Origin of the sequence: Acinetobacter junii (assembly GCF_018336855.1) — a bacterium.
GTDB classification, from domain to species: Bacteria; Pseudomonadota; Gammaproteobacteria; order Pseudomonadales; family Moraxellaceae; genus Acinetobacter; species Acinetobacter junii.
The window spans coordinates 497415-524246 of record NZ_CP059558.1 but is presented as its reverse complement, the minus strand read 5'-3'; the positions used below and the strand labels follow the sequence as shown (position 1 = coordinate 524246).

Below are 26832 nucleotides of genomic sequence, written 5' to 3'. Positions count from 1 at the left end.
TTTATTTTCTTCATTTTGACCTCGTGACCATGCCAAAAACAAGCTCTAAAAAAACTCAACCTCGCAAAATAATATTGATCGCTCTCGGTGTATTGATCATCGCAGCACTAGGTTGGATGTTCTTTAAACCTAAAGCCGAAGCTCCACAATATATTAGTGCTGAAGTTTCGCGTGGCGATATTGAAGATTCTGTTTTAGCGACAGGTGTATTGGAAGCCACCAAAATGGTGAGTGTGGGTGCACAGGTTTCAGGTCAAGTGAAAAAAATGTACGTGCAATTGGGTGATCAAGTTAAACAAGGTCAGTTGATTGCTCAGATTGATTCGATTCGTCAAGAAAATGATTTAAAAACGGCTGAAGCAAGTATTAAAAATCAACAAGCCCAGCTTGCCGTTCAACAAGCCAATTTGGCAAAAGTTGAAGCTGAATACAAACGCCAACAAGCGATGTATAGCCAAGATGCAACATCACGTGCAGAACTTGAAACAGCATTAGCAAACTATAAAACAGCTCAGGCACAAATAGCTGCGATTAATGCTCAAATTGAACAATCTCGCTTAACTCTAGCAACAGCGAAAGAAGACCTCGGATATACCCGTATTGTTGCACCTATGAATGGAACTATCGTGGCAATCGTGACTGAAGAAGGTCAAACGGTAAATGCGAATCAAACGGCTCCAACTATTGTAAAACTTGCAACTCTCGACACGATGACCATTAAAGCTCAGATTTCAGAAGCAGATGTGATGAAAGTTGAGAAAGGTCAAACCGTTTATTTCACCACCTTAGGAAATAGCGAGAAAAAACATTATGCGACTTTGCGTCAAGTAGAGCCTGCTCCAGATTCAATCAATACTGAAACTACGAGCACGAACTCTTCTTCATCAAGCTCTGCGGTCTATTACAACGCGCTTTTTGACGTACCAAATGAAGATGGCAAACTGCGCATTGATATGACTGCTCAAGTCTATATTGTGTTGGCTGAAGCTAAAAATACATTAACAATCCCAGCAGCTGCGATTCAAGCAAAACGATCTAATACGAAAAATACTGCCAAGACCCCAGTCGATAAAACTGAGAGTAATACCAATAATGAGGTTCAGCGTCCAAAACGTTTGGAGTTAACAGCTCAAGAACAGAATCTAATTACTCAAGGAAAAGCATCAACAGGAATGGTTCGTGTTTTACAGGCTGATGGTAGCGCTCAACCACAACAAGTGTTGATCGGACTCAATAACCGTGTAACGGCGCAAGTATTGAAAGGACTCAAACAAGGTGACCAAGTTGTGATTGCAGATGCTTCTGACAACTCAAATGAAGCAGCAAAACGCAGTAACCAACGTGCAATGAGAATGTAATATGACTCAAAATCAAACGCATTCGTCACAGCCGCTACTTGAAGTCAGCAACCTGACTCGGGAATTCCCTGCAGGTGAAGGTACAGTCCAAATCCTCAAAGGCATTGATTTAAAAATTTATGCGGGTGAATTGGTTGCCATTGTTGGGCAATCTGGATCAGGTAAATCCACACTCATGAATATTTTAGGGTGTTTAGACAAACCTAGTTCAGGTAGTTATTTGGTCAACGGACGTGAAACACGTCAACTTGAACCTGATGAACTTGCCCAATTACGCCGAGAATATTTTGGTTTTATTTTCCAGCGTTATCACTTACTCGGTGATTTGAGTGCATCTGGTAACGTTGAAGTCCCTGCAATTTATGCAGGTGTCGATAGTCATCTTCGTCAGGAACGTTCGGCTGAATTGCTCTCTGAACTTGGCTTAGAGGAGCGTCTACATCATCGTCCAAGTCAACTTTCAGGTGGTCAACAGCAACGCGTTTCGATCGCACGTGCATTAATGAACGGCGGTGACGTGATTCTTGCCGATGAGCCAACAGGAGCATTGGATAAGAATAGCGGTATTGAAGTCATGCGTATTTTGCGTGAACTCAATGCTAAAGGTCATACCATCATCTTAGTGACACATGATCTCAATGTAGCAAAAAATGCGACCCGTATTATTGAAATCAGTGATGGTAATATTATTTCAGATCGTGCTAATACACCTGAAAATGATGATCCTGATTTAGAACGTCAGACACTACAACGCTCACCGCAAAAGAAAACCTCAGCTTGGCGATCTTTCTTTGATCGCTTAGGCGAAGCATTCCGTATGGCATTGCTGGCGATGAATGCCCATCGAATGCGTACCTTTTTGACCATGCTCGGGATTATTATCGGAATTGCATCTGTAGTTTCAGTGGTTGCATTGGGTAATGGGTCTCAGAAGCAAATTCTTGAAAATATTAGCAGTCTCGGTACGAATACCATTACTGTGTACCAAGGACGAGGATTCGGTGATAACTCACGAGCCTCACAAACCAAAACACTTGTACCTGCGGATGCAGATGCACTTTCAGAACAACCTTATGTTGATGGAGTCAGTCCTTCTGTTAATACAAGTGTGACCTTACGTTTTAAAGAAACTGAAGCATCTGCAACCGTCAATGGTGTAAGTTCGGATTTCTTCTATGTGCGCGGTATGACTTTTAAATCGGGGCAACCTTTTGATAAAGGCAGTGTGACCCAACGCGCACAGGATGTGGTCATTGATACGAATACCGAGAAAACCTTTTTCTCTGATGGTACTAATCCAGTCGGTCAAGTGATCTTATTGGGCAGTGTACCGAGTCGAGTGATTGGTGTCATAGATGCGCAACAAGGTTTCATGGGTAGTTCCGACAGCTTGAATGTATATCTTCCCTATTCAACGGTAATGAGTCGAATGCTTGGTCAGTCTAATGTGCGTAGCATCATCGTGCGAATCAAGGATGAATATCCAAGTAGTGCTGCTGAAAATGCAATCCTGACCTTACTTGAACAACGTCATGGTGCTCAGGATGTGTTTACCCAAAACTCCGATAGTATTCGTGAAACGATCGAGCAAACCACAGCCACGATGACATTGTTAATTTCAGCAATTGCTGTCATTTCACTGGTCGTGGGTGGTATTGGGGTCATGAATATTATGTTGGTTTCAGTCACCGAACGTACCCAAGAAATTGGTGTCCGAATGGCGGTGGGTGCTCGACAAAGTGATATTTTGCAGCAGTTCTTGATCGAAGCGATTTTGGTTTGCTTACTGGGGGGCGTGCTAGGTGTATTGCTTTCACTTGGGATTGGACAAATTATCGGACACTTTGCCAAAGGCATTATTGAGATGAGCTATTCAACGACATCCATTGTTGCAGCCTTTGTATGTTCGAGTCTGATTGGTATCGTTTTTGGTTTCTTACCAGCACGAAATGCGGCGCAACTCGATCCAGTTGCAGCACTAGCAAGAGAATAAGGAATTTGAGTATGTCTTTTCATTTTAAAAAATTAGGATTAGCACTGGCACTCACAGGTTCTTTAGCTGGCTGCTCTGCTGTTGTTAAAACATCATACAACTCGCCATCCGTACAAGTTCCTCAACAGTTCCAATATGATGTGCAAAAGAATAAAAATGTAAATCTGAGCGATCAATGGTGGACACTCTTTAATGATGCTCAGCTCAATCAGTTGGTTGAACAAGTTCTCGCTAAAAACAGTGATCTTATTGTTGCTGGTATCACACTGAAACAAGCCCGCTTACAAGCTGGCTTGGCTGAAAACCAACAAGGCATTCGTACCAGTTCAAGTGTGTCAACAGGTCATAACTATGATCTACGCTCAGGAAATGGCACTGATCGTGGTTTATCGACCAGTGTGGGTGTCAGTTATGAGTTAGATTTATTTGGTAAACTTGCCAATCAAACAGAAGCCAGTCGTTGGGAAGCTCTTGCAAGCGCACAGGACTTACAAGCAACCGCACAAAGTTTAGTTGCCACCACAGCCAAACTATATTGGCAATTGGGTTATTTAAATGAGCGATATAACACCATCCAACAGAATTTAGCCTCTACACAGAAAATTTATGAATTAGTGCAATCACAATACAAAGCAGGTGCGGTTTCAGGTTTAGATTTAACTCAAGCAGAACAATCGGTTCAAAGCCAAAAAGCCAGTTTGAGTCAGATTGAACAACAACGTGTAGAAACACGTACAGCCATTGCAGTATTGCTACATATGCCTGTACAGCAACTGAGTATTCAAGAACCGAAACAGCTCCCAAGAAATGCTCTGCCGAATATCGCTGTGGGGCTACCTGCGGATATTTTGTCGCGTCGCCCAGATTTACAAGCTTCAGAATTACGTCTACGTAAAACACTATCGAATAAGGATGCAACCAAAGCCAGTTACTACCCTTCGATTAATCTCACAGGTAATTTAGGTGCTTCGAGTACATCGCTGACACAACTTTTGAAGAATCCTGCACTCACTTTAGGTGCGAGTTTAAGCCTACCCTTTCTTCAATATAATGATATGAAGAAAGATATTGCGATTAGTGATCTTGAATATGAGAAAGCAATTACTCAATATCGCCAAACGCTATACCAAGCATTCGCTGATGTAGAAAATGCCTTGTCGAATCGAACTCAACTGGATCAACAGGTGCAATTGCAACAACGCAATCTTGAATTAGCAGATAAAACTGAGCGACTCACTGAAGTGCGTTATCGCAATGGTGCAATCGCCTTAAAGAACTTACTAGATGCGCAAGAGACTACACGTAATGCACGACTCAGCTTAGTTGAAACCAAGCAGAGTCAATACAATGCTTATGTGACCTTAATGCAAGCACTAGGTGGAAGTCCTGTGAAAGAACTACCTGAGTAATAACACACGAGTTGCTATTGTTTACTCACTTACAGTTTTTGGCTCATTTTTAATGAGCTAATAAGTTTAATTAATTTTGGATTGTTTTATATTGATACAAATATCAATTTTTTATATATTGACCAAAACACATTCAAATAAAATCCAATTATTTATATGTAATTTTTACTTTAGTAATACTACAGATGAATAGTATTACCATAACTAAAAATCTCTAAATCTATAAGGTGAATATAGTGGGACAACATGACACTCAGCAAGTGTGTTTAAACGGACATCAGATTACTGACAGTTACTACCGTTCACCAGAGTTCCGTAGAAAATTTTGCCCTCAGTGCGGAGCACAAACCATATATAAATGTGCTAGTTGCAACCATGAAATAAAAGGAGATTATCATGTCGAAGGTGTTTTCGCCGTAGGCTTCAAAACACCCGTTCCTAGCCATTGTGAAAATTGTGGCTCTACGTTCCCTTGGACGTCAGCCAAATTAAAGTTAGCAAAAAAACATACAGAGAAATCAGAAATTGATTATTTTAGCCTTGTTGAACTAATTTGTTCACGTTTTCACCTAGTAGCAAAACAATTGAAAACACGCCACAGTGATCGAGAAAGTTTACACATCAATGACGAATATGATGCTCAGGACTTACTCCACTCCCTTCTACATATTTACTTCGATGATATTAGACCAGAGGAGTGGACTCCGAGCTATGCAGGTGGGTGTTCACGTGTAGACTTTTTACTGAAAGATGAAAAAATTATCATAGAAGTTAAGAAGACAAGACAAACTCTCAAAGCAAAAAATGTTGGAGAAGAATTAATAATTGACTCTCAGCGCTATAGAACACATCCGGACTGCAAAAAACTTTTATGCTTTATATATGACCCAGATGGCTGGATTTCAAATCCTCGTGGGCTTGAAAATGATCTCAATAAAAAGGATGATGACTTCGAGATCAAAGTGCTAATTGTTCCCAAAGGACATTGATTTTAACTGAATCACTTAATAACTAAGGTTAAATAACAAAGCTTTGATCTTAATATTCAATGAATCAAACCAACACTCTCAATACTGGCGCCTAAAATCTAATAAAAGTCAGAATTCATCTTGAAATAACTTTTAGGTTAGGCACTCTTCTGATTCAACAATATTACTTAACATGGCAATATAGTTTTTTTAAAATTTAGGTTTCTTATAATAAACAAAGCCGCTATAAAGCGGCTTTATCTAATAATTTAGATCTATCTAATTATTCATCATCCATCATTGACTGGCTCATACCGACAGTATTGAAACCACCATCAACATAAAGGATTTCACCTGTAATACCTGAAGCCCACGGTGAGCAAAGGAATAATGCTGCATTACCCACTTCTTCAATCGTTACATTACGTTGTAATGGAGCGATTTTTTCATTGGCATCCAACATTTTACGGAATGATTTGATACCAGAAGCAGCCAATGTACGGATTGGACCCGCAGAGATCGCATTCACACGAATCCCCTCTTTACCCAAGCTTAGTGCTAAATAACGAACACCCGCTTCTAAAGACGCTTTAGCCATACCCATCACGTTATAATTTGGCATCACACGCTCAGAACCTTGATAAGTCAAAGTCAATAAACAACCTTGACGTGCTTGTAATAAAGGCTTTGCAGCACGCGCCATCGCAACAAAGCTATACGCGCTAATGTCATGTGCGATTTTGAAACCATCACGATCTGTCACATCTGTGAAGTCACCATCTAATGTATGTGCTGGTGCAAAACCGATTGAATGCACAACACCATCTAAACCGTCCCAATGTTTTGCTAACTCAGCAAATGCACCATCAATTTCTGCATCAACAGCCACATCACAAGGGAAAACTAAGCTCGAACCAAACTGTGCTGCAAAATCATCAACACGTTTTTTCAACTTTTCATTTGGATAAGTAAACGCAAGCTCCGCACCTTCACGATGTAATGCAGCAGCGATACCGTATGCAATTGATAATTTGCTTGCAATACCAGCGATTAAAAAACGTTTACCAGCTAAAAGTCCTTGTGACATCTTATTCTCACTCGAAAAATTTTCACCACATCATGCCAACATTCCTTATTTTTCGGAATTGCATAATCCATCTTTTTTACAAACTTGCATAAAAAAATCGCCCTCAGATGAAGGCGATTTTCTTTTTAAGATAATAATTCGTTAGTCATCACCTTGGATCAGACTCAACAAACGCATAAATGAGTAATACATCCATACCAAAGTTGCTAACAGTGCAATTGCACACAACCATTCAAATGCTTTCGGAGCACGTTGTGCTGCTGCACTTTCAATTAAATCAAAATCTAAAATTAAGTTCAGTGAAGCAATTACAGCAACAAAAGCTGCAAAACCGATACCTAACCAGTTACTTTCAAAGATATAAGGAATACTTGAACTAAATGCCAAACTCATGATGATCTGAACGACAAATACCAAAGCTATTGCAATAGATGCTGAGATCACCACTGCTTTGAATTTCTCAGTTGCACGAATGATTTGGAATTTATATAAACCAAATAGAACTAATGTGGTCACAAATGTTGCAAGTAAAGCTTGTAACGGAACACCTGGAAATTTCAGTTGGAAAATAAAAGAAATACCACCTAAAAATGCACCTTCAAATAAAGCATATGGAATTGCTAAAGCAGGTGCTGTATTGGATTTAAATGTTGTAATCAAAGCTAGAACAAAACTGCCAATTGCCCCGACGATTGCCGCTGCATATGCAATCGAAAGATTTGCTGTGAATGCACAATAGAAAAATAGAGCCATTCCGAGAACCGCTGCGATCACAGTCAAAAGAACCGATTTTTGAATCGCTCCTTGAATGGTCATGGGCTCAGCCAAGTCACTATAGGTTTCAACACGAGTTAAAATTGGATTATTACTTTGCATGTATACGCTCTTTTTATAGTTAGCAATAAAAGGACAAGTTTAAGCGATTTCTTTATTCTGCCCAATATTTTTTTACATTCATTAAAAAAAGGAGCCGAAGCTCCTTTTATATTTCAATGGCATCCTTATAAAAGATAAGCCATGAGTTATTTATTCATAATAAAAAAATATTCACGGTAATATTTTAATTCAGCAATTGAATCACGAATATCGTCCATCGCCAAATGTGAGGCATTTTTCTTTAAGCCACTCATAATTTCAGGTCTCCAGCGTTTCGCCAACTCTTTGACTGAAGATACGTCTAAATTACGATAATGGAAGAACTGTTCAAGTTCAGGCATCAGGCGGTGTAAGAAACGGCGATCTTGGCAAATTGAGTTACCACACATTGGTGATGATTTTGGATTCACCCATTTTTTTAAGAACTCAAGTGTTTGCTGTTCTGCATCTTGCGCAGACAATTTGCTACGGCGTACACGTTCAATTAAACCTGATTGACCATGTTGCTTGGTATTCCATTCATCCATTGCGTTTAGAATCAAATCTGATTGATGAACCGCTAAAACAGGACCTTCAGCAAGAATATTAAGATTATCATCAGTAATAATTGTTGCGATTTCAATAATCTTATCGTTATCCGTATCCAGACCTGTCATTTCTAGGTCGATCCAAATTAATCGTGTATCTGGGGTACTGCTCATAGATCGTGATTCTAAAGTGCTTAAAAACATCAATAGTAGCAAATTAATTACTTCTTGGCTGTAATTCTATAGTGGCTTCATGCTATTTTTGCGGTCTTAAATGTATGGATTTTTTGGGACATGAATGGCTTTAATTCGTAAACGTCGCTTAACCGAACAACAGCAACGTCGTATTGAGAAACAGCACAAATCTCGTCAAGACGACATTGACACATCACAAGATTTGGATGGGCTAGTTGTTCAGCATTATGGTCGTCAACTCGAAGTACAAGCACTCTCCGTACCTGATCAACATCCAGAAAAACCTGAGGTTCAAGATGGTGAGCCTGAACCTTTCTGGAAACCAATTGAATTGGATAGTGTTTGGCGTTGCCATACTCGTACCAATCTCGAATTATTGGTCACTGGTGATCGCGTCAAATGGCAAGCAGATCCAAATACAGGTTTAGGAATCATTACTGCGATCTATCCTAGACAATCTCTACTGTCTCGCCCTGACCGCTATCATAAGGTTAAGCCTGTGGCAGCAAACATCAGTCTGATTGTGATTGTATTTGCACCATTGCCAGAACCTGCACCAACATTGATTGATCGTTATTTGGTTGCCTGTGCTGATGCCAATATTCCTGCATTATTGGTACTCAACAAATCAGACTTACTCACTGAAAATGATCCTATTCTAAATTTACTCAGTGAATATGAAGCATTGGGTTATGAAACCATGATCTGCCAATCACAAGGTGATTTGACTGAACTTGCTCAACGCTTGGACAAGGAAACTGTGGCTTTTGTAGGGCAATCAGGTGTGGGTAAAAGCTCATTGATCAATACCATCGTCCCAAATGCAGCACAGAAAACCAATGTAATCTCAGAAAACTCAGCCCTTGGTCAACACACCACGACTTCAACACGTCTGATTAAATTTGGATCAAACGGCGCATTGATTGATTCTCCTGGGATTCGTGAGTTTGGACTATGGCATCTAAATTTAGAAAAAGTTCGCACAGGTTTTCCTGAAATTGAATCACATCTTGGTCTCTGCCAATTCCGTAATTGCACGCATACGCATGAGAAAAATTGTGCATTGAAACAAGCAGTTGATCAAGGCGAAATCTTACAGCGCCGTCTTGACAGTTATTTACGCCTCATTGATGAAATTCAAGAAGCACAACAAAAAAGTTAACTTTTCTCGATCATTCCCCCTTGAACTAAGGATTTTGATCACCATAGAGATACGTTATACTCAGGATCAATTTTGATTTTAACTTTAGGTGACTTGTGGAACGCTGGTTAGAGTTTATGGGGAATCACCCCTTCTTATTTGGTGCGCTCGGCGTATTGATCGTGTTGTTCTTTGTTTTAGAAGGACAACGTAATGGTCGTAAAATTTCACCGCAATCACTCGGTATTTTGGTTAAAGCAAAAAATGCCATGCTGATTGACCTTCGTGATGCTAAAGATTTCCGTGATGGTCACATCAGCGGTAGCCGTAACATTCCATATAGCCAAATCACAAGTCATGTAGATGAATTAAAAGCAAGTGATCGTCCATTGGTATTTATCTGTAACTTAGGTCAAGTTGCGGGTGCAGCATTGCAAAAAGTTGCGCATGCAGATAGCTATCGTCTAGATGGTGGTATCAGCAACTGGAAAGCTCAAGGCTTACCCTTAGTTAAAAGTAAAACCAAAGCTTAAGGAGCAATAAGATGACAACTCCAAACGTCACAATTTACTCAACGCTGTCTTGCCCATACTGTGTACGTGCAAAACAATTACTTGAGCGTAAAGGCGTTGCTTTTAAAGAAATTAATCTTTCAAATGAAGCACCTGAAGTTCGTATTGAGTTAATGCAACGTACTAACCACCGTACAGTGCCTCAAATTTTTATCAAAGACCAATTCATTGGCGGTTTTGATCAACTTTATGCTTTAGAGCGTGAAGGTAAACTCGACCAATTATTAGCTTAACTTTAAGGAAAAACAATGAGCGAAGAACAAGTTCAACCACAACTTGCATTAGAACGTATTTATACTAAAGATATTTCTTTTGAGGTTCCTGGCGCGCAAGTATTTACAAAACAATGGCAACCAGAACTCAATATCAATTTATCTTCTGCTGCAGAAAAAATTGACCCAAATCATTACGAAGTATCATTAAAAGTTGTAGTTCAAGCAACAAATGAAAATGAAACGGCGTTTATCGTTGATGTAACTCAATCAGGTATCTTCTTGGTTGATAACGTTGAAGAAGACCGTCTTCCATATATCTTAGGTGCTTACTGCCCAAATATCTTGTTCCCGTTCTTACGTGAATCGGTAAATGATTTAGTAACAAAGGGTAGCTTCCCACAATTGTTACTTACACCAATTAACTTTGATGCAGAATTTGAAGCAAACATGCAACGCTTACAAGCGGATGCAGATGCTCAAGGTCAAGCATAATCGTTATTGCGATAGCTGTAAAAAAGGACTGAATATCAGTCCTTTTTTATTACTCAACAATCGTTCTAAAGGTAAGATTAATCCGTGGTGTAAATATTTTTTTGGTTGGCGGTAAACGATGTAACCAATATGTCTGTGTCGTATCTTTCATAACTAATAAACTACCATGTTCTAAAAACACATCAATTTTTTCTTTGGTTTGTTTATGCTTAAACGCAAATTTACGTTCCGCTCCAAAGCTTAAAGAAGCAATTGCACCATTTTTGATGAGATCGATTTCATCATCACTGTGCCAAGCCATTCCCTCTTCTCCAGAATGGTAAAGATTGAGCAAGCAAGAATTGAATGTTTCACCTGTTAATTTTTCGACTAAGGCTTTTAACTCAATCAGTTCTATAGTCCAAGGCAAAGCATATTTATTAATGTTGGAATACGTATATTCGAAGCCTCGATCACCATACCAAGCGACTTTTCTTTTAGTTATAATTTTTCGACCAAAAATAATCGCCTGATCGTTTTCCCATGCAATATTCTTCATAAGCATTTCGAAATAGTGATCTGCTTCTAAACTAATTAAAACTTTACCATAATAATGAACAGTCCCCTCGTAGGGTAAATAGTTCACTGTTGGATCTGCTTCAATATCAAATAATTGCATGAGTTTGCGAACCCTCCCAACCAATAATCGCTGTTTTACGAACTGTTCCCCACTCATATCCACCGATAGCACCAGTCGACTGAATCACGCGATGGCAAGGGATTAAAAATGCAATCGGGTTATTACCAATTGCTGTTCCAACAGCACGAGCTGCTTTGGGATGATCAATCATTTGGGCAAGTTGTCCATAAGTCGAAAGTTGACCCATTGGAATTTTGAGTAAGCTCTGCCAAACTTTTAATTGAAAGGGTGTGCCCTTGAGATGTAATTTAATCATCGGAAGTTGTTCCCAATCCTGACGAAAAAACTTCAGTGCAGCTTCTTGAAACGCGTCAACTTGTTCAATATACATTGCATGAGGAAATTGCTCTTTTAAATGTGCTAATGCTTCAGCTGTATTTTCTACAAATCGAAGTGTACAAATGCCTTTCTGAGTAGATGCAATCAACACCTGACCAAATGGTGTTTCAGAAAACTGATAATGAATCGTTAAATGCTGCCCACCATATTTATACTCAGCAGGTGTCATACCCTCTATTTGAATAAAAAGATCATGTAGTCGACTGGTACTCGATAATCCTGTAGCAAATGTTGCATCAAATACGCTGCCCTGCTGTTGCTTCAGAACCTTCTTTGCATGTTCAATGCTGATATATTGTAAAAATTTCTTCGGACTGGTACCCGCCCACTCAGTAAACAAGCGCTGAAAATGTGCCGGACTAAGATGAATATGTGCTGCTATTTCATCAAGCTGCGGCTGCCTTTGAAAATTATTCTGTATATAAGCAATCGCTTCTGCAATACGCTGATAATGTTGTTGTGAGGACATAGGATTAGCTCTCATCATGCATCGTTTCACTGTATCAATTTAGAAATTTGATGAAAATCCGAATCATGCTCAGTTTATGTTCTCATTCAATATAAATGAATGCGCATAAAAAAACTGCACGTTTAATACGTACAGTTTTATCACTAAACTACTGGCTCGACTTAACAATACATGCTTAGAGTTATTGATCTAAATCCCAATAAATTAATGCATATAATGCTTATGACCTTGATCACGTAAATCTGCAATTTTCTTCGCTTGTTTTTTTGCTTCGTCTAACTTACCTGCTTGAACAAGTACTTTTGCTTTATCAATTTCCACAATAATTTGCTCAAATAACGCTGTTGAAGTCGGAACTTTTTCAGCTGAATGTGAGGCCAACTTATACTGTTTTGAATGGACTGCTGCTGCACGCATATTATTTAAAGCAGCTGTTGCCGCCTGTGGATTTTCAGCCTGATTGAATGCTTTATAGTTTTTACCGAGTACTTTCATATCATCAGATAAACCACCAGCAAAAACTGGGCTACTCAAACTAAAACATGACAACATAAGTGCAGTGGCTAAAGTTTTTTTAATCATCAGGATGTCCTATCAAAACTGTGGCTATAATTGAATTCACGTACAGACTGACATCGCACACAGTTGTGCTTGTAGGTCAGATGACGACGTAAGTTTAGAATACATAAAAAATGCAACGATTTCGTTGCATTTTAATTAAAAGTAAAATGGTTTTATTTACGACTTCTGTAGTAAAGCATCATGTATTGCTTCTACCAACTGTTGCGAAATCTCTTGCTTTGACGCTTTCTCTAACTCACGCTTTTCCATATGGTATGACTGAGCGAAAAATACTGTCATTGCATTTTCATCGGAAGCGAAACCAATATCAGGTCGAGACACATCATTACATGCAATCATGTCTAGTTTTTTAGCAACCAATTTACCTGCTGCATATTCTTCGACATTTTGCGTCTCAGCGGCAAAGCCCACCATAAATGGACGCTGTTGTTGCTGTGCAATGGTCGCTACGATATCTGGATTCTTAACCAATGAAACTGCAAGTTCATCTCCAGACTTTTTAATTTTATGTTCCGCAACTTCAGCAACTCGATAATCAGCAACAGCGGCAGTTGCAATAAAAATATCACAACCTTCTTTGAGCTGACTCATACTAACATCAAGCATTTGCATAGCAGATTTCACATTAATTCTATCAACACCATTTGGTGTATCTAAACTGACAGGACCTGCAACTAAAGTGACTTTTGCACCAGCCGCATAACATGCTGCTGCCAAAGAAAAGCCCATTTTTCCTGTACTGTGATTAGAAATATAACGGACAGGATCAATTGCTTCACGCGTTGGACCCGCAGTGATAGTGACACGCTTGCCAGCGAGTAAACCAAATTTCTCAGCAATTGCACGCTGCGCTTTATGAAAATAAGCGGCTACTTGTTTGGCTAAATCTTCAGGTTCAGGCATACGACCTAGACCAACATCTCCACAAGCTTGTTCACCAGCATCAGGCATAATGACATGCACACCATCTTCAACCAGAGTTTGTAGATTGCGTTGCGTTGCTTTTGCTGCCCACATTTGTTGGTTCATAGCAGGTGCAACCCAAACAGGTGCTTTCGTCGCTAAATATAATGTACTAAGCAAATCATCTGCCAAACCATTGGCAAATTTCGCAATCGTGTCACAACTTGCTGGAGCGACTAACACTAAATCAGCCCATCGCGCCAACTCGATGTGTCCCATACCTGCTTCTGCTTCAGGGTTGAGTAGCTCAGTATGTACAGGATTCCCTGACAAGGCTTGAAATGTTAAAGGTGTGATAAATGCTTGTGCGCCATGTGTCATGACCACGCGGACATCGAAACCAAAATCTTTTAAACGGCGTACTAAAATGGCACTTTTATAGGCAGCAATACCACCCGTAACCGCTAATATAATGTTTTTATGTGGAATTACACTTAGATCGAAGCTCACAAACAGGGTACCTTTCTGTTGCAGTGGCGCTCACAATATCATTAAATATCGCCATACCCAAGTGATGCACTTGGAAAAATTATCATCATAAAAAAATTATGTGAATAAAAATGAATCAATCTATAAAACAATCCATTAAAGCATGGCCAGAACAAGAACGACCAAGAGAACGTTTACTCTCGCAAGGACCTCAAAGTTTATCGGATGCTGAACTACTAGCGATTTTTCTCCGCTCTGGTTCAAAACAACACTCAGCTGTTGAACTTTCTCGTATCCTGATTCAGCATTTTGGAGGATTGAACCCAATTTTTGATGCTTCGTTAGAAGACTTGTCCCAATTTAATGGCATCGCGTCAACCAAATATGCGCAACTCATTGCAGTCAAAGAATTAGGACGACGTTATTTGAATAACTATTTTCATCAACAACGACTATGTTTAGATCATTCTTCTTTGGTTTTGGATTATCTACGTTATGAACTTCTAGGTGAAAAACAAGAAGTGTTTGCTGTTCTGTGTTTAGATACAGAATTGAGGAAGCTTCATTTCAAAAAACTATTTTACGGTTCGCAGCATTCATGTAGCGTTTCATTGAATCAGACCCTACGCTACGCAATTCAACAACAGGCCTGTCAAATCGTCGTTGCACACAACCATCCGTACGGAATAGCCCAACCGTCAAATGAAGACATCTACTTTACTCAACAACTCAAACAAGCTTGTAAATTGGTTGAAATTCATTTGATTGATCACTTTATTATTTCACCTGACGGCTATTTTTCTTTTACTGAACAACAACTACTCAACCCTATTAAAATCAAGCAATCTGATCTTGACAAAGCGCCCATCTAACATGAACATCAACAGATAAAATTAATGATTCAAATAACATGATTGTCCGCGACCAGCCTAGCATTTTTAAAGTTTTATTCTCATGGCGCGGGACGATTTTACCCAAAATTTTACCCTCTTTAGGTTTTGTGATGTTGATCTCTGCAATTATTGGCGGAGTTGAATATATTGACCTGTATCGTTTTCCTGAAATTCCATTGGTTGGTTTTACATTGATCGGCGTTGTACTGTCGATTTTCTTAGGTTTCAAAAATACGGCGTGTTATGACCGTTGGTGGGAAGCACGTAAACTTTGGGGTGTTTTAATTGCGACTTCACGTCATTTTGATCGAGATTGTCGAGTGTTGGCACAAGCTAGACGTGAAAGAATCATTCAAAATGTGATTGTTTTTGCGAATGTGCTGCGTGATCGATTACGCCACCAAACAGCCAACCCAACTGAACTGACCGAAACCAGCGGTTTGAGTCAGCAAGCTTTGAATCAGCTTTACCAACAACATAATGCTCCGCAATACACACTAAGTCTAATTCAATGGGAATTACTGCAAGCGCTGAAAGACGGTGAAATTTCCGATGTCATTTATACACAAATGAACCGTCATGTCGCAGCTTTAAGTGAGATGCAAACAGGTTGTGATCGTATTGCCAATACCCCTATTCCTTTTGCTTATTCGGTCTTATTGAACCGAACTGTTTATTTTTTCTGTTTTATGTTGCCATTTAGCTTAGGTTCTTTACTTGGTTTAGTCACACCGCTCTTAGTCGGAATTTTAGCTTATACCTTTTTGGGACTTGATGCGCTGAGCACAGAAATTGAAGAACCTTTTGGAACGCAAAGCAATGACTTACCTTTAGATGCGATGGTGCGTTCAATTGAAATTGAACTGTTAAGCACGCTGGGCAGACCTACTCCACCGCCCATACAGGCACATGATCACAACTTATTGTAAGGTAGAATTATTGGAAACGATCCCAAATTCCAATTTGCCCTTCTTTTACTCGTGGCGTATTACCCAGTTTAATCCACGGCATATTTTCCCCGTGAAAATCACTGCCTATCGAAACGGCTAAATCAAACTGCTGAATCATTCGATCAACCATTTGACGTGTCGAAACAGGTTCTATACTTGGAGGTAATTCAACTGCATCTCCTCCCGCCTCGGCAAATAATTCAATCAAATAACGGATATTCGTCGCAGACAGGTCATAACGTGTCGGATGCGCCAATACAGCCAAGCCTTGACTGGCATGAATTACATCAATCGTTTCCTTTAAACCAATTCCATCAAATTTTACGAAAGCCTTTTTTCCTTCTTTTAGGAAACGGTCAAATGCCTGCTGTGGACGACTAACGATATTTTTCTCTACCAATGTTTTAGCGATATGTGTTCGGGTCACACGATCTGCTTGCCCATCAACCTTCGCAATTACATCTGGATAAATATCAAAATCAATACATTTCTCTAATAAGTCACAGATGACCTTAGCTCGTTCAGCACGGACTTTTTTCTGATTTTCAAGCATAGCTTGGATCGGTGTTTCATCTTGCATATTCAGCGCCACGATATGCACACCATAGCTTTTTTTCGTGTTTGGTCTTGACCACTGACTCGATATTTCAACACCAGAAATAATCTGAATATCATGATCTTGAGCATACTTTCGTGCAGAGCTTAAACCATCCATAGTGTCATGGTCAGTTACAGCCAACATATGGATTTTCAAATCGACAGCAGCCTGTACCAGTTGCTCAGGAGAGAACGTACCATCAGAAATGTGAGTATGAGTATGTAAATCGACACCGAACATGGTTTGTATTATGCTATCTGACCTATTTCATCATCGTACTGTAACATGAAAGCGTTGCTCGACTACCTTCCGCTGATTATCTTCTTCTACTTTTATAAAACGACCGATCCTAAAGATAGTCAACATCCCCTTCTCCAATTGGTGGGTAGCGCAGGAAATACTGATCAAAATCATATTCTTGTTGCAACATGTGCGCTTCTTATTTCAACCTTAGTGGTTTATGGCTGTTTGTTCTTTTTCCAAAAATTCAAACTGGAAAAAATGCAATGGTTTATTGTGGTGATGTCCATTATTTTTGGAGGAATCACTTTAATTTTCAGTGATGTAACTTACATTAAAATGAAAGCTGTAATCATCAATATTGGAATAGGTATCGGGTTCTTAGTCACACCTTTATTCAATAAAGAACGGATGCCAATTATCCAAAAATTATTAGGTTCGTTACTTGAGTTAAGTCCTCAAGGTTGGATGCGTTTAAACTGGGCTTGGTGTGGGCAATTCTTCTTATTAGCCTCACTACATTTTTTCTTCGGTTTTATCTTTATGCAAGGCAAATATTGGGGCGAATTCACCGCATTTGGCGATATTATCGTTTCTATCAGTTACCTTGCTGTTATACTGTTTTGCTTAAGAAAGCATTTTAAAACCACAGACTAAATTTAAAGTTATTGAGCTACAGCTATGCCCTATTTTGTGCTGACTTGTACTGATCGTGAAGGTACTCTAGAAAAACGTTTAGCAACACGACCTCAACATTTAGAACGCTTACAAAAATTAGATGATGAAGGTCGTCTGATCGCAGCGGGCGCTCATCCTAAAGACCCAAACAATCCTCAAGCAGGATTCTTAGGTAGCACGATTATTGTCGAATTTGATAGTCGTGAAGCTCTCGATGCATGGATCCAAGATGAACCGTTCTTAAAAGAAGGGATATATGCTGATATCGAAGTGAAATTGTTCAACAAAGCTTTTCCAAAAGGGTAAATCATGCAAGTTTCAGTGAGAAGCTTTTTCGCTTTATGTTTACTCAGTTCAACGACTTGGGCTGTTGAACCAATAACGCCATCAGCACCAACAGCGGCTGCACCTACAACCCCCATTACTACACCTGCAACTGTACAACCTAAACCTGCAACAGCAACAACAGGCGGCTCCACAAACAATACAACAACGGCTACAGCGCCTAAGCCGTTGACTGCGGAACAAATTGCAAAAGCCAAACAACAACAAGATGCAAAAGTCAAAGCCATGATTCAAGATCAAGCAACACGCTTGAAACAACTTGAACATGCAAATCTGCAAGCTCTGTCTCAAAACCAAGAATTGCAATTAAAAAATGATAACTTGACTGTACAAGTCCAAGTTCTGCAAAGTGAACGCAGTGCTCAGATGTTTTTATATGGCGCTATGACGATTGCTGTCGGGGTAATTTTAGGTTTCTTTATCGCAAGTTATGTCTACACCAAACGTCGTCGTCAGTGGTAAATATCAATCTTCATGTCACAAACATTAAAACTTCAAACAGCTGAATTAGATTGGGAACTTGTTGATGGTATCGAAGTTCCCATATCTAAACAATTTGGCGACGTGTATTTTTCTAAAGATAACGGTTTACTCGAAACACGCCATGTGTTTTTAAATGGAAATGATCTTAGTACACGATTATCAGAACTCTGTGACTTTCAGTATTTCTGTGTAGGTGAAACGGGTTTTGGTACAGGACTCAATATTCTTACCCTTTGGCAACTTTGGCAAAGTGTTCGCCCAGATAATCACAGTCATTTACATGTCATCAGTGTTGAAAAATTCCCTCTCAGTAAAGCTGATCTCATACGTGCGCTTAGTGTTTGGGATGAGCTTAAACCTCTTGCAGATAAACTAGTACAACAATACCCATTACCGATCGCAGGTTGTCATCGCCTGAGTTTTCCCGAAGAGCGATTTAGCATCGATCTATGGCTCGGTGATGCGCAGGACATTTTCCCAAGTATCCCAAAAACACAATCCGTCAATGCTTGGTTTCTCGATGGGTTTGCGCCTTCATGTAACCCCGATATGTGGCAAGAAAATGTATTAAATCATATTGTGCGCTTATCCGAGTACGGAACGACCTTTGCATCCTTCAGCGTTGCAGGTGTTCTTAAACGCGGACTAAAACAACACGGGATCCAAATCAGCCGACCTAGAGGCTTTGGTCACAAACGAGAAATGTTAAAAGCCATTTGGCTAGACTGCTCAGATCAGGAAAATCCAAAGGCTGAGCCGCTCCAAGAGCTTTCAGCAACATTACCTGAAACAACGCAACTAAAGCAGCGACAAATTGCCATTATCGGCGCTGGAATAGCAGGTTTGACCACCGCATGGGCATTTGCTCAACGTGGACATCAAGTGATGATTTACGAGCAAAATGAACCACTTTCAGGTGCTTCTGGTAATCCTCTTGCGTTACTCAATCCTAAGCTGTGTCCAATTGATCAAGCTCATGAACATTTAATGACTCTAAGCTGGCAGCATGCTTTAAACTTTTATTCACGATTTAAAGCATTCCGTGCAATCCAAGTAGAACAGATCGCAATAAAAAATGCCGATGAGCTACTTGGACTAGAACAACAATATCCTAAATCAGTTTTCGGGACAGCTCGTTCTTCTACCAATCAAACACTCGAAACCCACTATCCAAGTTTGATATTGCAGCAAGCTGGTGCAGTTTCTCCTCATGTATTGCGTGATGAGATTTTAAAACATCCAAATATCAGCATAAAAAAAGCCAAAGTTTCTCGTCTTAAATCAAAATCAACGCAAACAGAAATTTGGCAAGATGAGGACTTAATTTCGGTAGCAGATCACGTCATCGTATGTTGTGCAAAACAAAGTGCTGCCTTATTTGAAAACTATCCTGTATTGAAGCCTATTCGAGGGCAGGTCAGTTGGGTAAATAACACCATACAGCCTTTGGTCTTGGATCAGGCTTATAGCTATGGTGGTTATTGTATGCAGTTAGATGACTCTCAATTGATTTTAGGTGCATCCTTCTACCCTAACCGTGACGATAGTGATGTTCTTGCTGAAGACCATGTGCATAACTACGAACTTATGCACAGTATCTTCCCACAATATGCTGAACAACTTCCATCGATCGACATGTGGCATGGTCGTGCTTCTATTCGGGCGCAGAGTTCAGACTATTTTCCTTTGGTTGGGAAAATGGAATCAAACACTGAAATTTATACTTTTGCAGGTTTAGGTTCTAAAGGATTTTTATTTGCACCATTATGCAGTGAGATTTTAGCTGCATTAGTATTGGGTGAGCTTTGTCCAGCTCCACAATCTTTACTAAGTAAATTGAATCCGTTACGTTTCCAAAAAAAAGTAAAAATGAAGAAACCGTATTATTCGAAGCAAATGTAGTTTTTATATTTTAAATCGAGAATTTGATTTATTTTTGAGTTTGCCAAAACACAAATGTATTTTGGCAAACTTTTTTCATTTACACACCTTCTACAAGAGGTAAACCAGCATCACGTGCTGCACGAGTACCTCCCATCAAAACGACGTATTCACGTGAACTATCTAGACCTTCTAAAAGTTCGGCTGCTCGTGGTGCTTTACTGCCACCACCACATAAAATGTAAATCGGCTGATCCGCTGCAACTTGAGTCAAACTATCCGCAGTTAATTCAGCAATAGGACGATTTACTGCCCCTTTGACATGAGCCTCTGAATACGCTTTGGTATCTCGGACATCCCAAATGATCGCGTCCTCTGGGAACTCAAATGTTGTAATTTCTTGTTTACGGATCATTGCGCACTCCTTTGATGTAAACAACACTTGGCAAATGAAGAAAACACCCTTAGCATCTCAAATATTCTTTCCCTTTGTAAAGGTCTAACCATGCCTTCTTTTGATATTGTTTCTGAATTAGAGTTATTTGAAGTCAATCATGCGGTACAAAACACGCAAAAAGAGATTGGTACACGTTTCGACTTTCGTGGACAAGACGTTTCGATCGAGTTAAATGAGAAAAATAAAGAGATTAAAATCTCGACTGAAAGTGATTTCCAATGTGAACAAGTCTATACCATGCTTGAAAATCATTTCTATAAACGTAAGGTTGATGTACAAGCGCTTGATCCACAAAAAGCCACTGCATCAGGTAAACATGTAGTACAAGTGGTCAAACTCAAAGATGGACTTGACTCAGATACTGCAAAAAAAATTAATAAAGCCATTAAAGAAAGTGGTATCAAAGCGCAATCTTCTATCCAAGGGGACAAAATCCGCGTCACTGATAAAAAACGTGATACGTTGCAACAAGTCATGAATTTTTTACGTGAACAACAATTTGGTCTGCCACTGCAATTTAATAATTTCAAAGACTAAGCAATAGGCTCGCTATGGCAAAAGATAACCGTCTTTATACGTTAGTTAAAACCACTTCTAAATTCCCTAAAGGTATCCGTAGTACCTTATGGAGCAAAGCATTTGGTCGTGTTGTTCCGATGGTAGGAACAGCGAACATACGCTATTTAGAAGTAGATAAAGATCATGTGACTGTTCGCATTGAAAACCAACGTAATATGCAAAATCATATTAAGGGTGTACACGCGGCAGCTATGGCTTTATTGGCTGAGACAGCAACTGGATTTTTAACAGGTTTACATGTACCTGATGATCGCATTTTATTGATCAAATCTTTACATGTAGATTATTTAAAAGTCGCACAAGGCGGTTTAACTGCAACTGCAACATTATCGGCTGATCAACAAAAGTTCATTGCAAATAATGAAAAAGGCGAGCTACTGATTCCTGTTACGGTCATTGATGATTCAGCAAATGAACCGATCCAATGCCAAATGCTTTGGGCTTGGTTACCCAAACGTAAAAAATAATAACTGATCTAAACTTCTTTTAGATAGTTACTCAGCCCAAGATACAAATACCGTTTTGTTTCTTGGGCTTTATATTATGAAAAAAATTTACTTTATTCCCATCATATTTTTGACGACTATCATTACTGCTTGTTCTTCTATTCCATCGAATACGACTCATCTTAACAGCTCGAACCAAACTCTCTCCGATGAGCTATCAGAACAAAATAAGAAAATTGTCGTGGACTTTTATGAAGGTGTTTTTTTGAAACACCAAGTTAAAGCATATGCTGATCGCTATATTGGCGACCAATATATTCAACATAATCCGAATGTTCCCGATGGCAAAGCGCCTTTTGTAAACTTCTTTACGGAGAAATTTAGCAATAATCCAGCAGCAAAAAATGTAATTAAAAAAGCGATTGCTGAAAAAAACCTAGTTGTTCTACATGTTCATTCAACTGAAAATGATACAGATCGGGGACGAGCGATTATTGATATTTTCCGTGTTGAAAATGGGAAAATTGTCGAGCATTGGGATGTGATTCAAAACATCCCAGAGCAAAGTAAAAACAGTAATACCATGTTCTAGCTATAAAGGTATAACCCAAATAAATTTGGGTTATACCTTTATGAATGAGAAATTGATGTTTCAATAATAGAAATAAGTTGCTGCAGATATTTAGCATCGACTTCATCAAACTGATTGAGTTCATCACTATCAATATCTAGTACACCAACACATTCCTTATTTTGCATAATCGGCAATACGATTTCTGATTTAGACGCTGAGCTACATGCAATATGTCCTGGAAACAACTCAACATCAGGAACGATAATAACTTGTTGTTGTTGCCATGCTGTACCACATACACCACGACCTTTCGCTATACGAGTACAGGCAATTGGTCCCTGAAATGGACCTAACACCAATTCATTTTGCTTAACCAAATAAAAACCAACCCATAACCAACCAAATTGCTGATTCAGTGCAGCACAAATATTTGCAAGATTAGCAATCAGGTCAGGCTCACCCTCAACAATTGCTTTAATCTGAGGGATAATACTTTGATATTGTTCGGCTTTATCGCCTTGTTGCAAAATGAGCTCTTCAGCCATGCTTGAATCCTAACGAGATAACTCCCTAATCGTATCAAGCAAATACGCTTAAACCGATAGTGTTGCTGTAAATTTCTGTCTAACTTCTTCTGAAATTTGACGTTTATTACCCTTTACATCGACCGCAACAAAGGTAAACACCCCTTCAGTAATTCGTACTGGTTCACGCGAATCATCATGACTGTTCCATACTTCAATTTGTACTTGAACCGAAGTATTACCAACTTTCAAGATTTTTGTATAGCAACTAATCACATTTCCAACTTTCACAGGGACTAAAAAAGTCATCTGATTAATTGCAATCGTTGCACAACGACCTTTACTGAAGCGCTCGACGTGAATTGCACCAGCCAAATCCATTTGAGATACAATCCATCCACCAAAAACATCACCACTCCAGTTAGTATCAGCAGGCATTGCAATCGTTTGCAAAGAAAGCGTGCCTTCGGGATGGTTCAAACGCTCAGTCATATCAAATATCTCTTGATGTTACTTCAAATGTTGCTCTAGCCATTGCTGAAGTTCAGGCGCACGTAATGCTCCGCTCACTCGAGCAATTTCAGTTGTTTTGTTCATCAGCACTAGAGTTGGAATACTACGTACGTTAAATGCTGCACTCAATCTTGGATTTGCTTCTGTATCAATCTTTGCAAAAATCACATATGGATTTTGGGTTGCAACTTGAGCAAAATGTGGAGCCATCATTTTGCATGGGCCACACCATTCTGCCCACAAATCAATCAATACAGGTAAATCAGTATTAGAAATAAAATTACTGAAATTTTGTTCATTCAATTCAATAGGTTGTTGTGGCAATAATGACTGATGGCATTTACCACAACTTGGATGTGTACTTAATTTCTCTTCTGGTACACGATTTTTTGCACCACATGAACTACAGACTATAATCATTTACATCACTCCAATATGTTGATGCAAAAATTCTAATTGGGTTGTGACTGCTTTTTCAAACCATGAACCATGATAAATATCAAAATGTTTAATATCCCACTCATGATACGTGACAAATGGCGCAATATTGGTCGCTGCTTCACGACTAGACTGAATTGGAATTAAAGTGTCATTTTTAGCAGCAATGAATAAAACAGGAATATTAATTTTTCTTACAAATTGGATTGGGCGATAACGCATTAAATTAAAAAATACACGTGCTGGAACTTCACCACTCCAATAATAATCAGGATTCACTATTGAATGATATCCAAAGTAGCTATCAGATGTAGGTAAAAAACAAAGCTTGTATTGATCAACAACAGGCAGTGTTTTAGGTGCAAGCCCCATTTTTGAGCCCATATAATCCTGACTTGATCGCTTTAATGCTTCAGGATAGCGTTGCAAAGGATAAAGTTTCGCTGTTTCAGCACCATCAACATACGGAACTTGAACCATGATTGCCTGAATGTTTTTTAGGTCTGTCGCTAAACTTAAAGCATAACCGCCGCTTAATGAGGTTCCCCACAAGATAATACGTCTACTATCAATATATTTACAATTTGATGCATACTGAACTATGGTTTTCCAATCATCTAATTGAGCACTTAAAGAGATCAACTCTCGAGGTTTCCCAGTACTCCCGCCCCAATAACGATAATCAAATAAAATAACAGCATAACCCGCTTGTGCAAAACGCTGCGCATACTGAATTAATTTAAACTGACGTAATCCAGCAAAACCATGCGCCATAATAATAACGGCTGGTTTTATGTTGGATTTCGGTAGATAAAAATCAGCAGCAATCGTTTCATCACCACTAGGAACATACAACGGCTCAACTGTATAGGTGTGCATGCGCGCTCCATTGCGTTATCTTTTGCTTATCATCATGTATTTACTATAGACATTTAAACTCAAGATCAAGCTTAATGCTATGATAGAGCATAAAATGTTTTGTTTATTTTTGGAGTGACAAGATGTCAGAAAATGTTGGTTTTGCAGGTCAAATTGGTCCTGAACATGTTGAGCAAGTCGTCGAAAAAGGCTTCAAATCAATCATCAATAACCGTCCTGATATGGAAGGTGGGCCAGAACAACCTACTAGCGCTCAAATAGAAGAAGCAGCACGTTCAGCAGGTCTTGATTATGTATATCAACCAGTCGTATCAGGTCAAATGACTGAGTTAGATGTTCGTACTTTTGCTAATCATTTTAATGAATTACCAAAACCAGTTTTAATGTTCTGCCGTACAGGTAATCGTTCAAATAACTTATATCAATTAGCTAAACAAATGGATTTATTGGATGATTAAATCTTAAATTACTGGCAAATAAAAAACGGCTCGAAAGCCGTTTTTTATTTAAATATAAATTATTGACCATCTAAACAATTTGAAGAGACACCATATGGACTTGTCAAGTTTGGTGCAATTCCATTCGCTATATCAACATCACTTGCTAAATAGCTGAGAGAAAAACTAGTTGAGCCACTAATCGATTTACCACTCACAATTGAATCCGCTAACAACTGTACAGTTAAATAGCCTGCATAAATTTTAGGATACTGAATTTTTAAATCAAAACGACCATTTGCATCAGTTGTGTATTTATTATCTGTAGCTGGTGTGCCTTCAGAATTAATAAACGATACAACTTGTACAGTTTGCCCTTCTTTTACAGGTTTTAATTGATTAACTTGCTTACCATCGCTGTTAACAATAATTGATGGTGTAACACATTGAGTAATTTCAGCAGGTAGATATTTATCAGCCTTACCATCTAACGGAGTATTGGTGTCAAAGAATCCATAGAATCCTTTATTGTAAGTTAAAGCATTTACACCCATCACTACATCTTGGTTTGGTAGAGGTTTACCATCTACATCCGTCACTTGCACAGAAACATTTTGATAATAATAAACGCCACCACCAGAGTTCTCAATTTGAGTTGGATTATATGCAACGGTAATCGCACCGACAGGTTTAGGAACAATAGAATTTACGATATCTAGTTTGTAAGTATAGACTTTTGTTGACTGACCAAAATTCACTTCAAATACTAAATCATCAGCTATGAACTGTTCTGCAGTATAGCTAGAAGCTCTTTGTGCTTCCGTAAACGATAATCTATAAGTAATTTTTCCATTTGCATCAGTTTGTGATGCGTTAGGAGTAAATTTAACACAATTTAAAGCAGAGTTCTTTACTTTTAAAGAAATAGCTTGATTCGCTAAAGTAGCACCATTTGCATCTACCGCAGTCAATGTTACTGTGGTTTGATCTCCACGAACATTTAAAGATGTTTTAGTTGCATCAAATAATACAATACTCGTAGTATCAGAACCAGTAGTTGTATCTGCACCCGTAACAGCGATTGTTTGTTCTTGACTTAATTTACCATCGTTTGTTGAAACAACGATTTTAAAACCATTCTTAATTAAATCAGACAAGGTTGTAGATGTAGCAGGTGTTTTTAAAACAAAAACAGCATTTCCTGATTCATCCGTTTGTTGCTTAGAAAGCCCTGTATTGATGACATTATCAGTTGGGTCTATGATTGATAGTGTAACTGGTGCATCAGCAACACCACCTTTATTAGTATCTAAGGCACGAACCGTTACTATTAACTGACCGTTTGTCGCTGCAATTGCTAATTTATCTAATTCAATCTTCAAACCAGTTGCTGTAACTGTAGAGGGGTTACGACTTCACCACCAGACTCACCACTGGAATCATTATCAGTTGATCCATAATACCCCCACTAACACCATAACTTGATAATAAAACAGATATCGTAATCGCAGAAAGTTTTAACGTTAGTTGCTTTTTATTCCTTAACATCCCATTTCCCCTATGTTCATTTTGATTGTAATTTTCTTTATTATTAGGAAAATATAGGTAATGAAGCCATATTAT

The 26832-nt window shown here is 38.9% G+C and carries 31 protein-coding genes and 1 pseudogene; 18 read left to right on the top strand and 14 right to left on the bottom strand.

Annotation, left to right across the window (positions count from 1 at the left end; genetic code table 11):
• The first annotated feature begins 29 nt into the window (after nucleotides 1–29).
• The 4 genes from H2677_RS02545 (at nucleotide 30) to H2677_RS02530 (ending at nucleotide 5749) form a co-directional block, all read left to right on the top strand.
• Nucleotides 30–1358 (top strand): efflux RND transporter periplasmic adaptor subunit, encoded by a 1329-nt coding sequence (locus H2677_RS02545; RefSeq protein ID WP_212639066.1) that lies wholly within the window; start codon nucleotides 30–32, stop codon nucleotides 1356–1358.
• A gap of 1 nt (nucleotide 1359) precedes the next feature.
• Nucleotides 1360–3351, top strand: coding sequence for a MacB family efflux pump subunit (locus H2677_RS02540; RefSeq protein WP_125299458.1), 1992 nt, complete (start codon nucleotides 1360–1362; stop codon nucleotides 3349–3351).
• A gap of 11 nt (nucleotides 3352–3362) precedes the next feature.
• Nucleotides 3363–4760 (top strand): efflux transporter outer membrane subunit, encoded by a 1398-nt coding sequence (locus tag H2677_RS02535; RefSeq protein WP_212639065.1) that lies wholly within the window; start codon nucleotides 3363–3365, stop codon nucleotides 4758–4760.
• 236 nt (nucleotides 4761–4996) lie between these two features.
• Nucleotides 4997–5749: a DUF2321 domain-containing protein gene (locus H2677_RS02530; protein WP_212639064.1), complete on the top strand. Its 753-nt coding sequence runs from the start codon at nucleotides 4997–4999 to the stop codon at nucleotides 5747–5749.
• A gap of 262 nt (nucleotides 5750–6011) precedes the next feature.
• Here the strand turns inward: H2677_RS02530 and H2677_RS02525 are convergent, their stop codons facing one another.
• From H2677_RS02525 to orn, 3 genes are all read right to left on the bottom strand, one after another.
• Complete coding sequence (locus tag H2677_RS02525; RefSeq protein ID WP_004955561.1) at nucleotides 6012–6815, bottom strand: enoyl-ACP reductase FabI; 804 nt, start codon at nucleotides 6813–6815, stop codon at nucleotides 6012–6014.
• A 141-nt stretch (nucleotides 6816–6956) separates the two neighbouring features.
• Nucleotides 6957–7691: a Bax inhibitor-1/YccA family protein gene (locus H2677_RS02520; RefSeq protein ID WP_004906538.1), complete on the bottom strand. Its 735-nt coding sequence runs from the start codon at nucleotides 7689–7691 to the stop codon at nucleotides 6957–6959.
• A 146-nt stretch (nucleotides 7692–7837) separates the two neighbouring features.
• Nucleotides 7838–8392 carry an oligoribonuclease gene (gene orn / locus H2677_RS02515; RefSeq protein WP_005403665.1) on the bottom strand — a complete coding sequence of 185 codons (555 nt, stop codon included), beginning with the start codon at nucleotides 8390–8392 and terminating at the stop codon, nucleotides 7838–7840.
• 124 nt (nucleotides 8393–8516) lie between these two features.
• Here orn and rsgA point away from each other — a divergent pair, with 124 nt between their 5' ends.
• From rsgA to secB, 4 genes are all read left to right on the top strand, one after another.
• Entirely contained in the window at nucleotides 8517–9575 is a 1059-nt protein-coding gene (rsgA, locus tag H2677_RS02510) for a ribosome small subunit-dependent GTPase A (protein ID WP_212639063.1), read from the top strand.
• Nucleotides 9576–9670: 95 nt separating this feature from the next.
• A complete protein-coding gene (locus tag H2677_RS02505; RefSeq protein WP_004955555.1) occupies nucleotides 9671–10087 on the top strand; it encodes a rhodanese-like domain-containing protein in 417 nt (138 codons plus the stop codon).
• Between the two features lie 11 nt (nucleotides 10088–10098).
• The gene (grxC, locus tag H2677_RS02500; protein WP_004774456.1) at nucleotides 10099–10359 is read left to right on the top strand and encodes a glutaredoxin 3; all 261 of its coding nucleotides are present in this window, start codon (nucleotides 10099–10101) and stop codon (nucleotides 10357–10359) included.
• A 15-nt stretch (nucleotides 10360–10374) separates the two neighbouring features.
• On the top strand, nucleotides 10375–10833 hold the full coding sequence (secB, locus tag H2677_RS02495; RefSeq protein ID WP_004906530.1) for a protein-export chaperone SecB: 459 nt from the start codon (nucleotides 10375–10377) through the stop codon (nucleotides 10831–10833).
• 49 nt (nucleotides 10834–10882) lie between these two features.
• Here the strand turns inward: secB and H2677_RS02490 are convergent, their stop codons facing one another.
• The 4 genes from H2677_RS02490 to coaBC all read right to left on the bottom strand — a co-directional run bounded on the left by H2677_RS02490 (nucleotide 10883) and on the right by coaBC (nucleotide 14315).
• Nucleotides 10883–11491: an alpha-ketoglutarate-dependent dioxygenase AlkB family protein gene (locus H2677_RS02490; protein WP_212639062.1), complete on the bottom strand. Its 609-nt coding sequence runs from the start codon at nucleotides 11489–11491 to the stop codon at nucleotides 10883–10885.
• A complete protein-coding gene (locus H2677_RS02485) occupies nucleotides 11478–12320 on the bottom strand; it encodes a methylated-DNA--[protein]-cysteine S-methyltransferase (RefSeq protein ID WP_099948082.1) in 843 nt (280 codons plus the stop codon). Before H2677_RS02485 ends, H2677_RS02490 begins: the two co-directional genes overlap by 14 nt.
• 204 nt (nucleotides 12321–12524) lie before the next feature.
• Entirely contained in the window at nucleotides 12525–12902 is a 378-nt protein-coding gene (locus tag H2677_RS02480) for a cytochrome b562 (protein WP_004906523.1), read from the bottom strand.
• Nucleotides 12903–13058: 156 nt separating this feature from the next.
• The gene (gene coaBC / locus H2677_RS02475; RefSeq protein ID WP_212639061.1) at nucleotides 13059–14315 is read right to left on the bottom strand and encodes a bifunctional phosphopantothenoylcysteine decarboxylase/phosphopantothenate--cysteine ligase CoaBC; all 1257 of its coding nucleotides are present in this window, start codon (nucleotides 14313–14315) and stop codon (nucleotides 13059–13061) included.
• Nucleotides 14316–14425: 110 nt separating this feature from the next.
• Here coaBC and radC point away from each other — a divergent pair, with 110 nt between their 5' ends.
• A complete protein-coding gene (radC, locus tag H2677_RS02470) occupies nucleotides 14426–15166 on the top strand; it encodes a RadC family protein (RefSeq protein WP_212639060.1) in 741 nt (246 codons plus the stop codon).
• A gap of 38 nt (nucleotides 15167–15204) precedes the next feature.
• A complete protein-coding gene (locus H2677_RS02465; protein ID WP_004906518.1) occupies nucleotides 15205–16116 on the top strand; it encodes a bestrophin family protein in 912 nt (303 codons plus the stop codon).
• A 7-nt stretch (nucleotides 16117–16123) separates the two neighbouring features.
• Here the strand turns inward: H2677_RS02465 and H2677_RS02460 are convergent, their stop codons facing one another.
• Entirely contained in the window at nucleotides 16124–16975 is an 852-nt protein-coding gene (locus H2677_RS02460) for a PHP domain-containing protein (protein ID WP_212639059.1), read from the bottom strand.
• A 45-nt stretch (nucleotides 16976–17020) separates the two neighbouring features.
• On the opposite strand from H2677_RS02460, the gene H2677_RS02455 reads away from it, so the two are divergent.
• The 4 genes from H2677_RS02455 to mnmC are packed head-to-tail and all read left to right on the top strand — an operon-like array spanning nucleotide 17021 to nucleotide 20383.
• Nucleotides 17021–17632, top strand: a complete 612-nt coding sequence (locus H2677_RS02455) for a septation protein IspZ (RefSeq protein WP_004906514.1) — start codon at nucleotides 17021–17023, stop codon at nucleotides 17630–17632.
• Nucleotides 17633–17656: 24 nt separating this feature from the next.
• On the top strand, nucleotides 17657–17959 hold the full coding sequence (locus H2677_RS02450) for a YciI family protein (protein ID WP_004906511.1): 303 nt from the start codon (nucleotides 17657–17659) through the stop codon (nucleotides 17957–17959).
• 3 nt (nucleotides 17960–17962) lie between these two features.
• Nucleotides 17963–18460: a hypothetical protein gene (locus H2677_RS02445; RefSeq protein WP_212639058.1), complete on the top strand. Its 498-nt coding sequence runs from the start codon at nucleotides 17963–17965 to the stop codon at nucleotides 18458–18460.
• 12 nt (nucleotides 18461–18472) lie between these two features.
• The gene (gene mnmC, locus H2677_RS02440) at nucleotides 18473–20383 is read left to right on the top strand and encodes an FAD-dependent 5-carboxymethylaminomethyl-2-thiouridine(34) oxidoreductase MnmC (protein ID WP_212639057.1); all 1911 of its coding nucleotides are present in this window, start codon (nucleotides 18473–18475) and stop codon (nucleotides 20381–20383) included.
• 79 nt (nucleotides 20384–20462) lie between these two features.
• On the opposite strand, the gene H2677_RS02435 is transcribed toward mnmC, so the two are convergent.
• Nucleotides 20463–20777 carry a rhodanese-like domain-containing protein gene (locus H2677_RS02435; RefSeq protein ID WP_004955533.1) on the bottom strand — a complete coding sequence of 105 codons (315 nt, stop codon included), beginning with the start codon at nucleotides 20775–20777 and terminating at the stop codon, nucleotides 20463–20465.
• A gap of 90 nt (nucleotides 20778–20867) precedes the next feature.
• On the opposite strand from H2677_RS02435, the gene H2677_RS02430 reads away from it, so the two are divergent.
• From H2677_RS02430 to H2677_RS02420, 3 genes are all read left to right on the top strand, one after another.
• A complete protein-coding gene (locus H2677_RS02430; protein WP_004906495.1) occupies nucleotides 20868–21356 on the top strand; it encodes a YajQ family cyclic di-GMP-binding protein in 489 nt (162 codons plus the stop codon).
• A gap of 14 nt (nucleotides 21357–21370) precedes the next feature.
• Nucleotides 21371–21865: a DUF4442 domain-containing protein gene (locus H2677_RS02425; RefSeq protein WP_004955531.1), complete on the top strand. Its 495-nt coding sequence runs from the start codon at nucleotides 21371–21373 to the stop codon at nucleotides 21863–21865.
• Between the two features lie 76 nt (nucleotides 21866–21941).
• Nucleotides 21942–22436, top strand: coding sequence for a nuclear transport factor 2 family protein (locus tag H2677_RS02420; RefSeq protein WP_125299465.1), 495 nt, complete (start codon nucleotides 21942–21944; stop codon nucleotides 22434–22436).
• 38 nt (nucleotides 22437–22474) lie between these two features.
• Here the strand turns inward: H2677_RS02420 and H2677_RS02415 are convergent, their stop codons facing one another.
• The 4 genes from H2677_RS02415 to H2677_RS02400 are packed head-to-tail and all read right to left on the bottom strand — an operon-like array spanning nucleotide 22475 to nucleotide 24772.
• Nucleotides 22475–22963, bottom strand: a complete 489-nt coding sequence (locus H2677_RS02415) for a GAF domain-containing protein (protein ID WP_004906490.1) — start codon at nucleotides 22961–22963, stop codon at nucleotides 22475–22477.
• A gap of 48 nt (nucleotides 22964–23011) precedes the next feature.
• Nucleotides 23012–23434 (bottom strand): acyl-CoA thioesterase, encoded by a 423-nt coding sequence (locus H2677_RS02410; RefSeq protein WP_039047703.1) that lies wholly within the window; start codon nucleotides 23432–23434, stop codon nucleotides 23012–23014.
• An 18-nt stretch (nucleotides 23435–23452) separates the two neighbouring features.
• The gene (gene trxC / locus H2677_RS02405; protein ID WP_130575896.1) at nucleotides 23453–23875 is read right to left on the bottom strand and encodes a thioredoxin TrxC; all 423 of its coding nucleotides are present in this window, start codon (nucleotides 23873–23875) and stop codon (nucleotides 23453–23455) included.
• The gene (locus tag H2677_RS02400; protein WP_004906487.1) at nucleotides 23876–24772 is read right to left on the bottom strand and encodes an alpha/beta hydrolase; all 897 of its coding nucleotides are present in this window, start codon (nucleotides 24770–24772) and stop codon (nucleotides 23876–23878) included.
• A 122-nt stretch (nucleotides 24773–24894) separates the two neighbouring features.
• On the opposite strand from H2677_RS02400, the gene H2677_RS02395 reads away from it, so the two are divergent.
• Nucleotides 24895–25230, top strand: coding sequence for a TIGR01244 family sulfur transferase (locus H2677_RS02395; RefSeq protein WP_004955517.1), 336 nt, complete (start codon nucleotides 24895–24897; stop codon nucleotides 25228–25230).
• Nucleotides 25231–25289: 59 nt separating this feature from the next.
• Here H2677_RS02395 and H2677_RS02390 read toward each other — a convergent pair.
• Nucleotides 25290–26757: pseudogene (locus H2677_RS02390) on the bottom strand (Ig-like domain-containing protein).
• Between the last annotated feature and the right edge of the window lie 75 nt (nucleotides 26758–26832).

Bases quoted from the DNA above. Each gene is read 5' to 3' on its own strand.
- H2677_RS02545 (WP_212639066.1), top strand. From the start codon at position 30: ATGCCAAAAACAAGCTCTAAAAAAACTCAACCTCGCAAAATAATATTG.
- H2677_RS02540 (WP_125299458.1), top strand. From the start codon at position 1,360: ATGACTCAAAATCAAACGCATTCGTCACAGCCGCTACTTGAAGTCAGC.
- H2677_RS02535 (WP_212639065.1), top strand. From the start codon at position 3,363: ATGTCTTTTCATTTTAAAAAATTAGGATTAGCACTGGCACTCACAGGT.
- H2677_RS02525 (WP_004955561.1), bottom strand. From the start codon at position 6,815: ATGTCACAAGGACTTTTAGCTGGTAAACGTTTTTTAATCGCTGGTATT.
- H2677_RS02520 (WP_004906538.1), bottom strand. From the start codon at position 7,691: ATGCAAAGTAATAATCCAATTTTAACTCGTGTTGAAACCTATAGTGAC.
- orn (WP_005403665.1), bottom strand. From the start codon at position 8,392: ATGAGCAGTACCCCAGATACACGATTAATTTGGATCGACCTAGAAATG.
- rsgA (WP_212639063.1), top strand. From the start codon at position 8,517: ATGGCTTTAATTCGTAAACGTCGCTTAACCGAACAACAGCAACGTCGT.
- grxC (WP_004774456.1), top strand. From the start codon at position 10,099: ATGACAACTCCAAACGTCACAATTTACTCAACGCTGTCTTGCCCATAC.
- secB (WP_004906530.1), top strand. From the start codon at position 10,375: ATGAGCGAAGAACAAGTTCAACCACAACTTGCATTAGAACGTATTTAT.
- H2677_RS02490 (WP_212639062.1), bottom strand. From the start codon at position 11,491: ATGCAATTATTTGATATTGAAGCAGATCCAACAGTGAACTATTTACCC.
- H2677_RS02485 (WP_099948082.1), bottom strand. From the start codon at position 12,320: ATGTCCTCACAACAACATTATCAGCGTATTGCAGAAGCGATTGCTTAT.
- H2677_RS02480 (WP_004906523.1), bottom strand. From the start codon at position 12,902: ATGATTAAAAAAACTTTAGCCACTGCACTTATGTTGTCATGTTTTAGT.
- radC (WP_212639060.1), top strand. From the start codon at position 14,426: ATGAATCAATCTATAAAACAATCCATTAAAGCATGGCCAGAACAAGAA.
- H2677_RS02465 (WP_004906518.1), top strand. From the start codon at position 15,205: ATGATTGTCCGCGACCAGCCTAGCATTTTTAAAGTTTTATTCTCATGG.
- H2677_RS02460 (WP_212639059.1), bottom strand. From the start codon at position 16,975: ATGTTCGGTGTCGATTTACATACTCATACTCACATTTCTGATGGTACG.
- H2677_RS02455 (WP_004906514.1), top strand. From the start codon at position 17,021: ATGAAAGCGTTGCTCGACTACCTTCCGCTGATTATCTTCTTCTACTTT.
- H2677_RS02450 (WP_004906511.1), top strand. From the start codon at position 17,657: ATGCCCTATTTTGTGCTGACTTGTACTGATCGTGAAGGTACTCTAGAA.
- H2677_RS02445 (WP_212639058.1), top strand. From the start codon at position 17,963: ATGCAAGTTTCAGTGAGAAGCTTTTTCGCTTTATGTTTACTCAGTTCA.
- mnmC (WP_212639057.1), top strand. From the start codon at position 18,473: ATGTCACAAACATTAAAACTTCAAACAGCTGAATTAGATTGGGAACTT.
- H2677_RS02435 (WP_004955533.1), bottom strand. From the start codon at position 20,777: ATGATCCGTAAACAAGAAATTACAACATTTGAGTTCCCAGAGGACGCG.
- H2677_RS02430 (WP_004906495.1), top strand. From the start codon at position 20,868: ATGCCTTCTTTTGATATTGTTTCTGAATTAGAGTTATTTGAAGTCAAT.
- H2677_RS02425 (WP_004955531.1), top strand. From the start codon at position 21,371: ATGGCAAAAGATAACCGTCTTTATACGTTAGTTAAAACCACTTCTAAA.
- H2677_RS02420 (WP_125299465.1), top strand. From the start codon at position 21,942: ATGAAAAAAATTTACTTTATTCCCATCATATTTTTGACGACTATCATT.
- H2677_RS02415 (WP_004906490.1), bottom strand. From the start codon at position 22,963: ATGGCTGAAGAGCTCATTTTGCAACAAGGCGATAAAGCCGAACAATAT.
- H2677_RS02410 (WP_039047703.1), bottom strand. From the start codon at position 23,434: ATGACTGAGCGTTTGAACCATCCCGAAGGCACGCTTTCTTTGCAAACG.
- trxC (WP_130575896.1), bottom strand. From the start codon at position 23,875: ATGATTATAGTCTGTAGTTCATGTGGTGCAAAAAATCGTGTACCAGAA.
- H2677_RS02400 (WP_004906487.1), bottom strand. From the start codon at position 24,772: ATGCACACCTATACAGTTGAGCCGTTGTATGTTCCTAGTGGTGATGAA.
- H2677_RS02395 (WP_004955517.1), top strand. From the start codon at position 24,895: ATGTCAGAAAATGTTGGTTTTGCAGGTCAAATTGGTCCTGAACATGTT.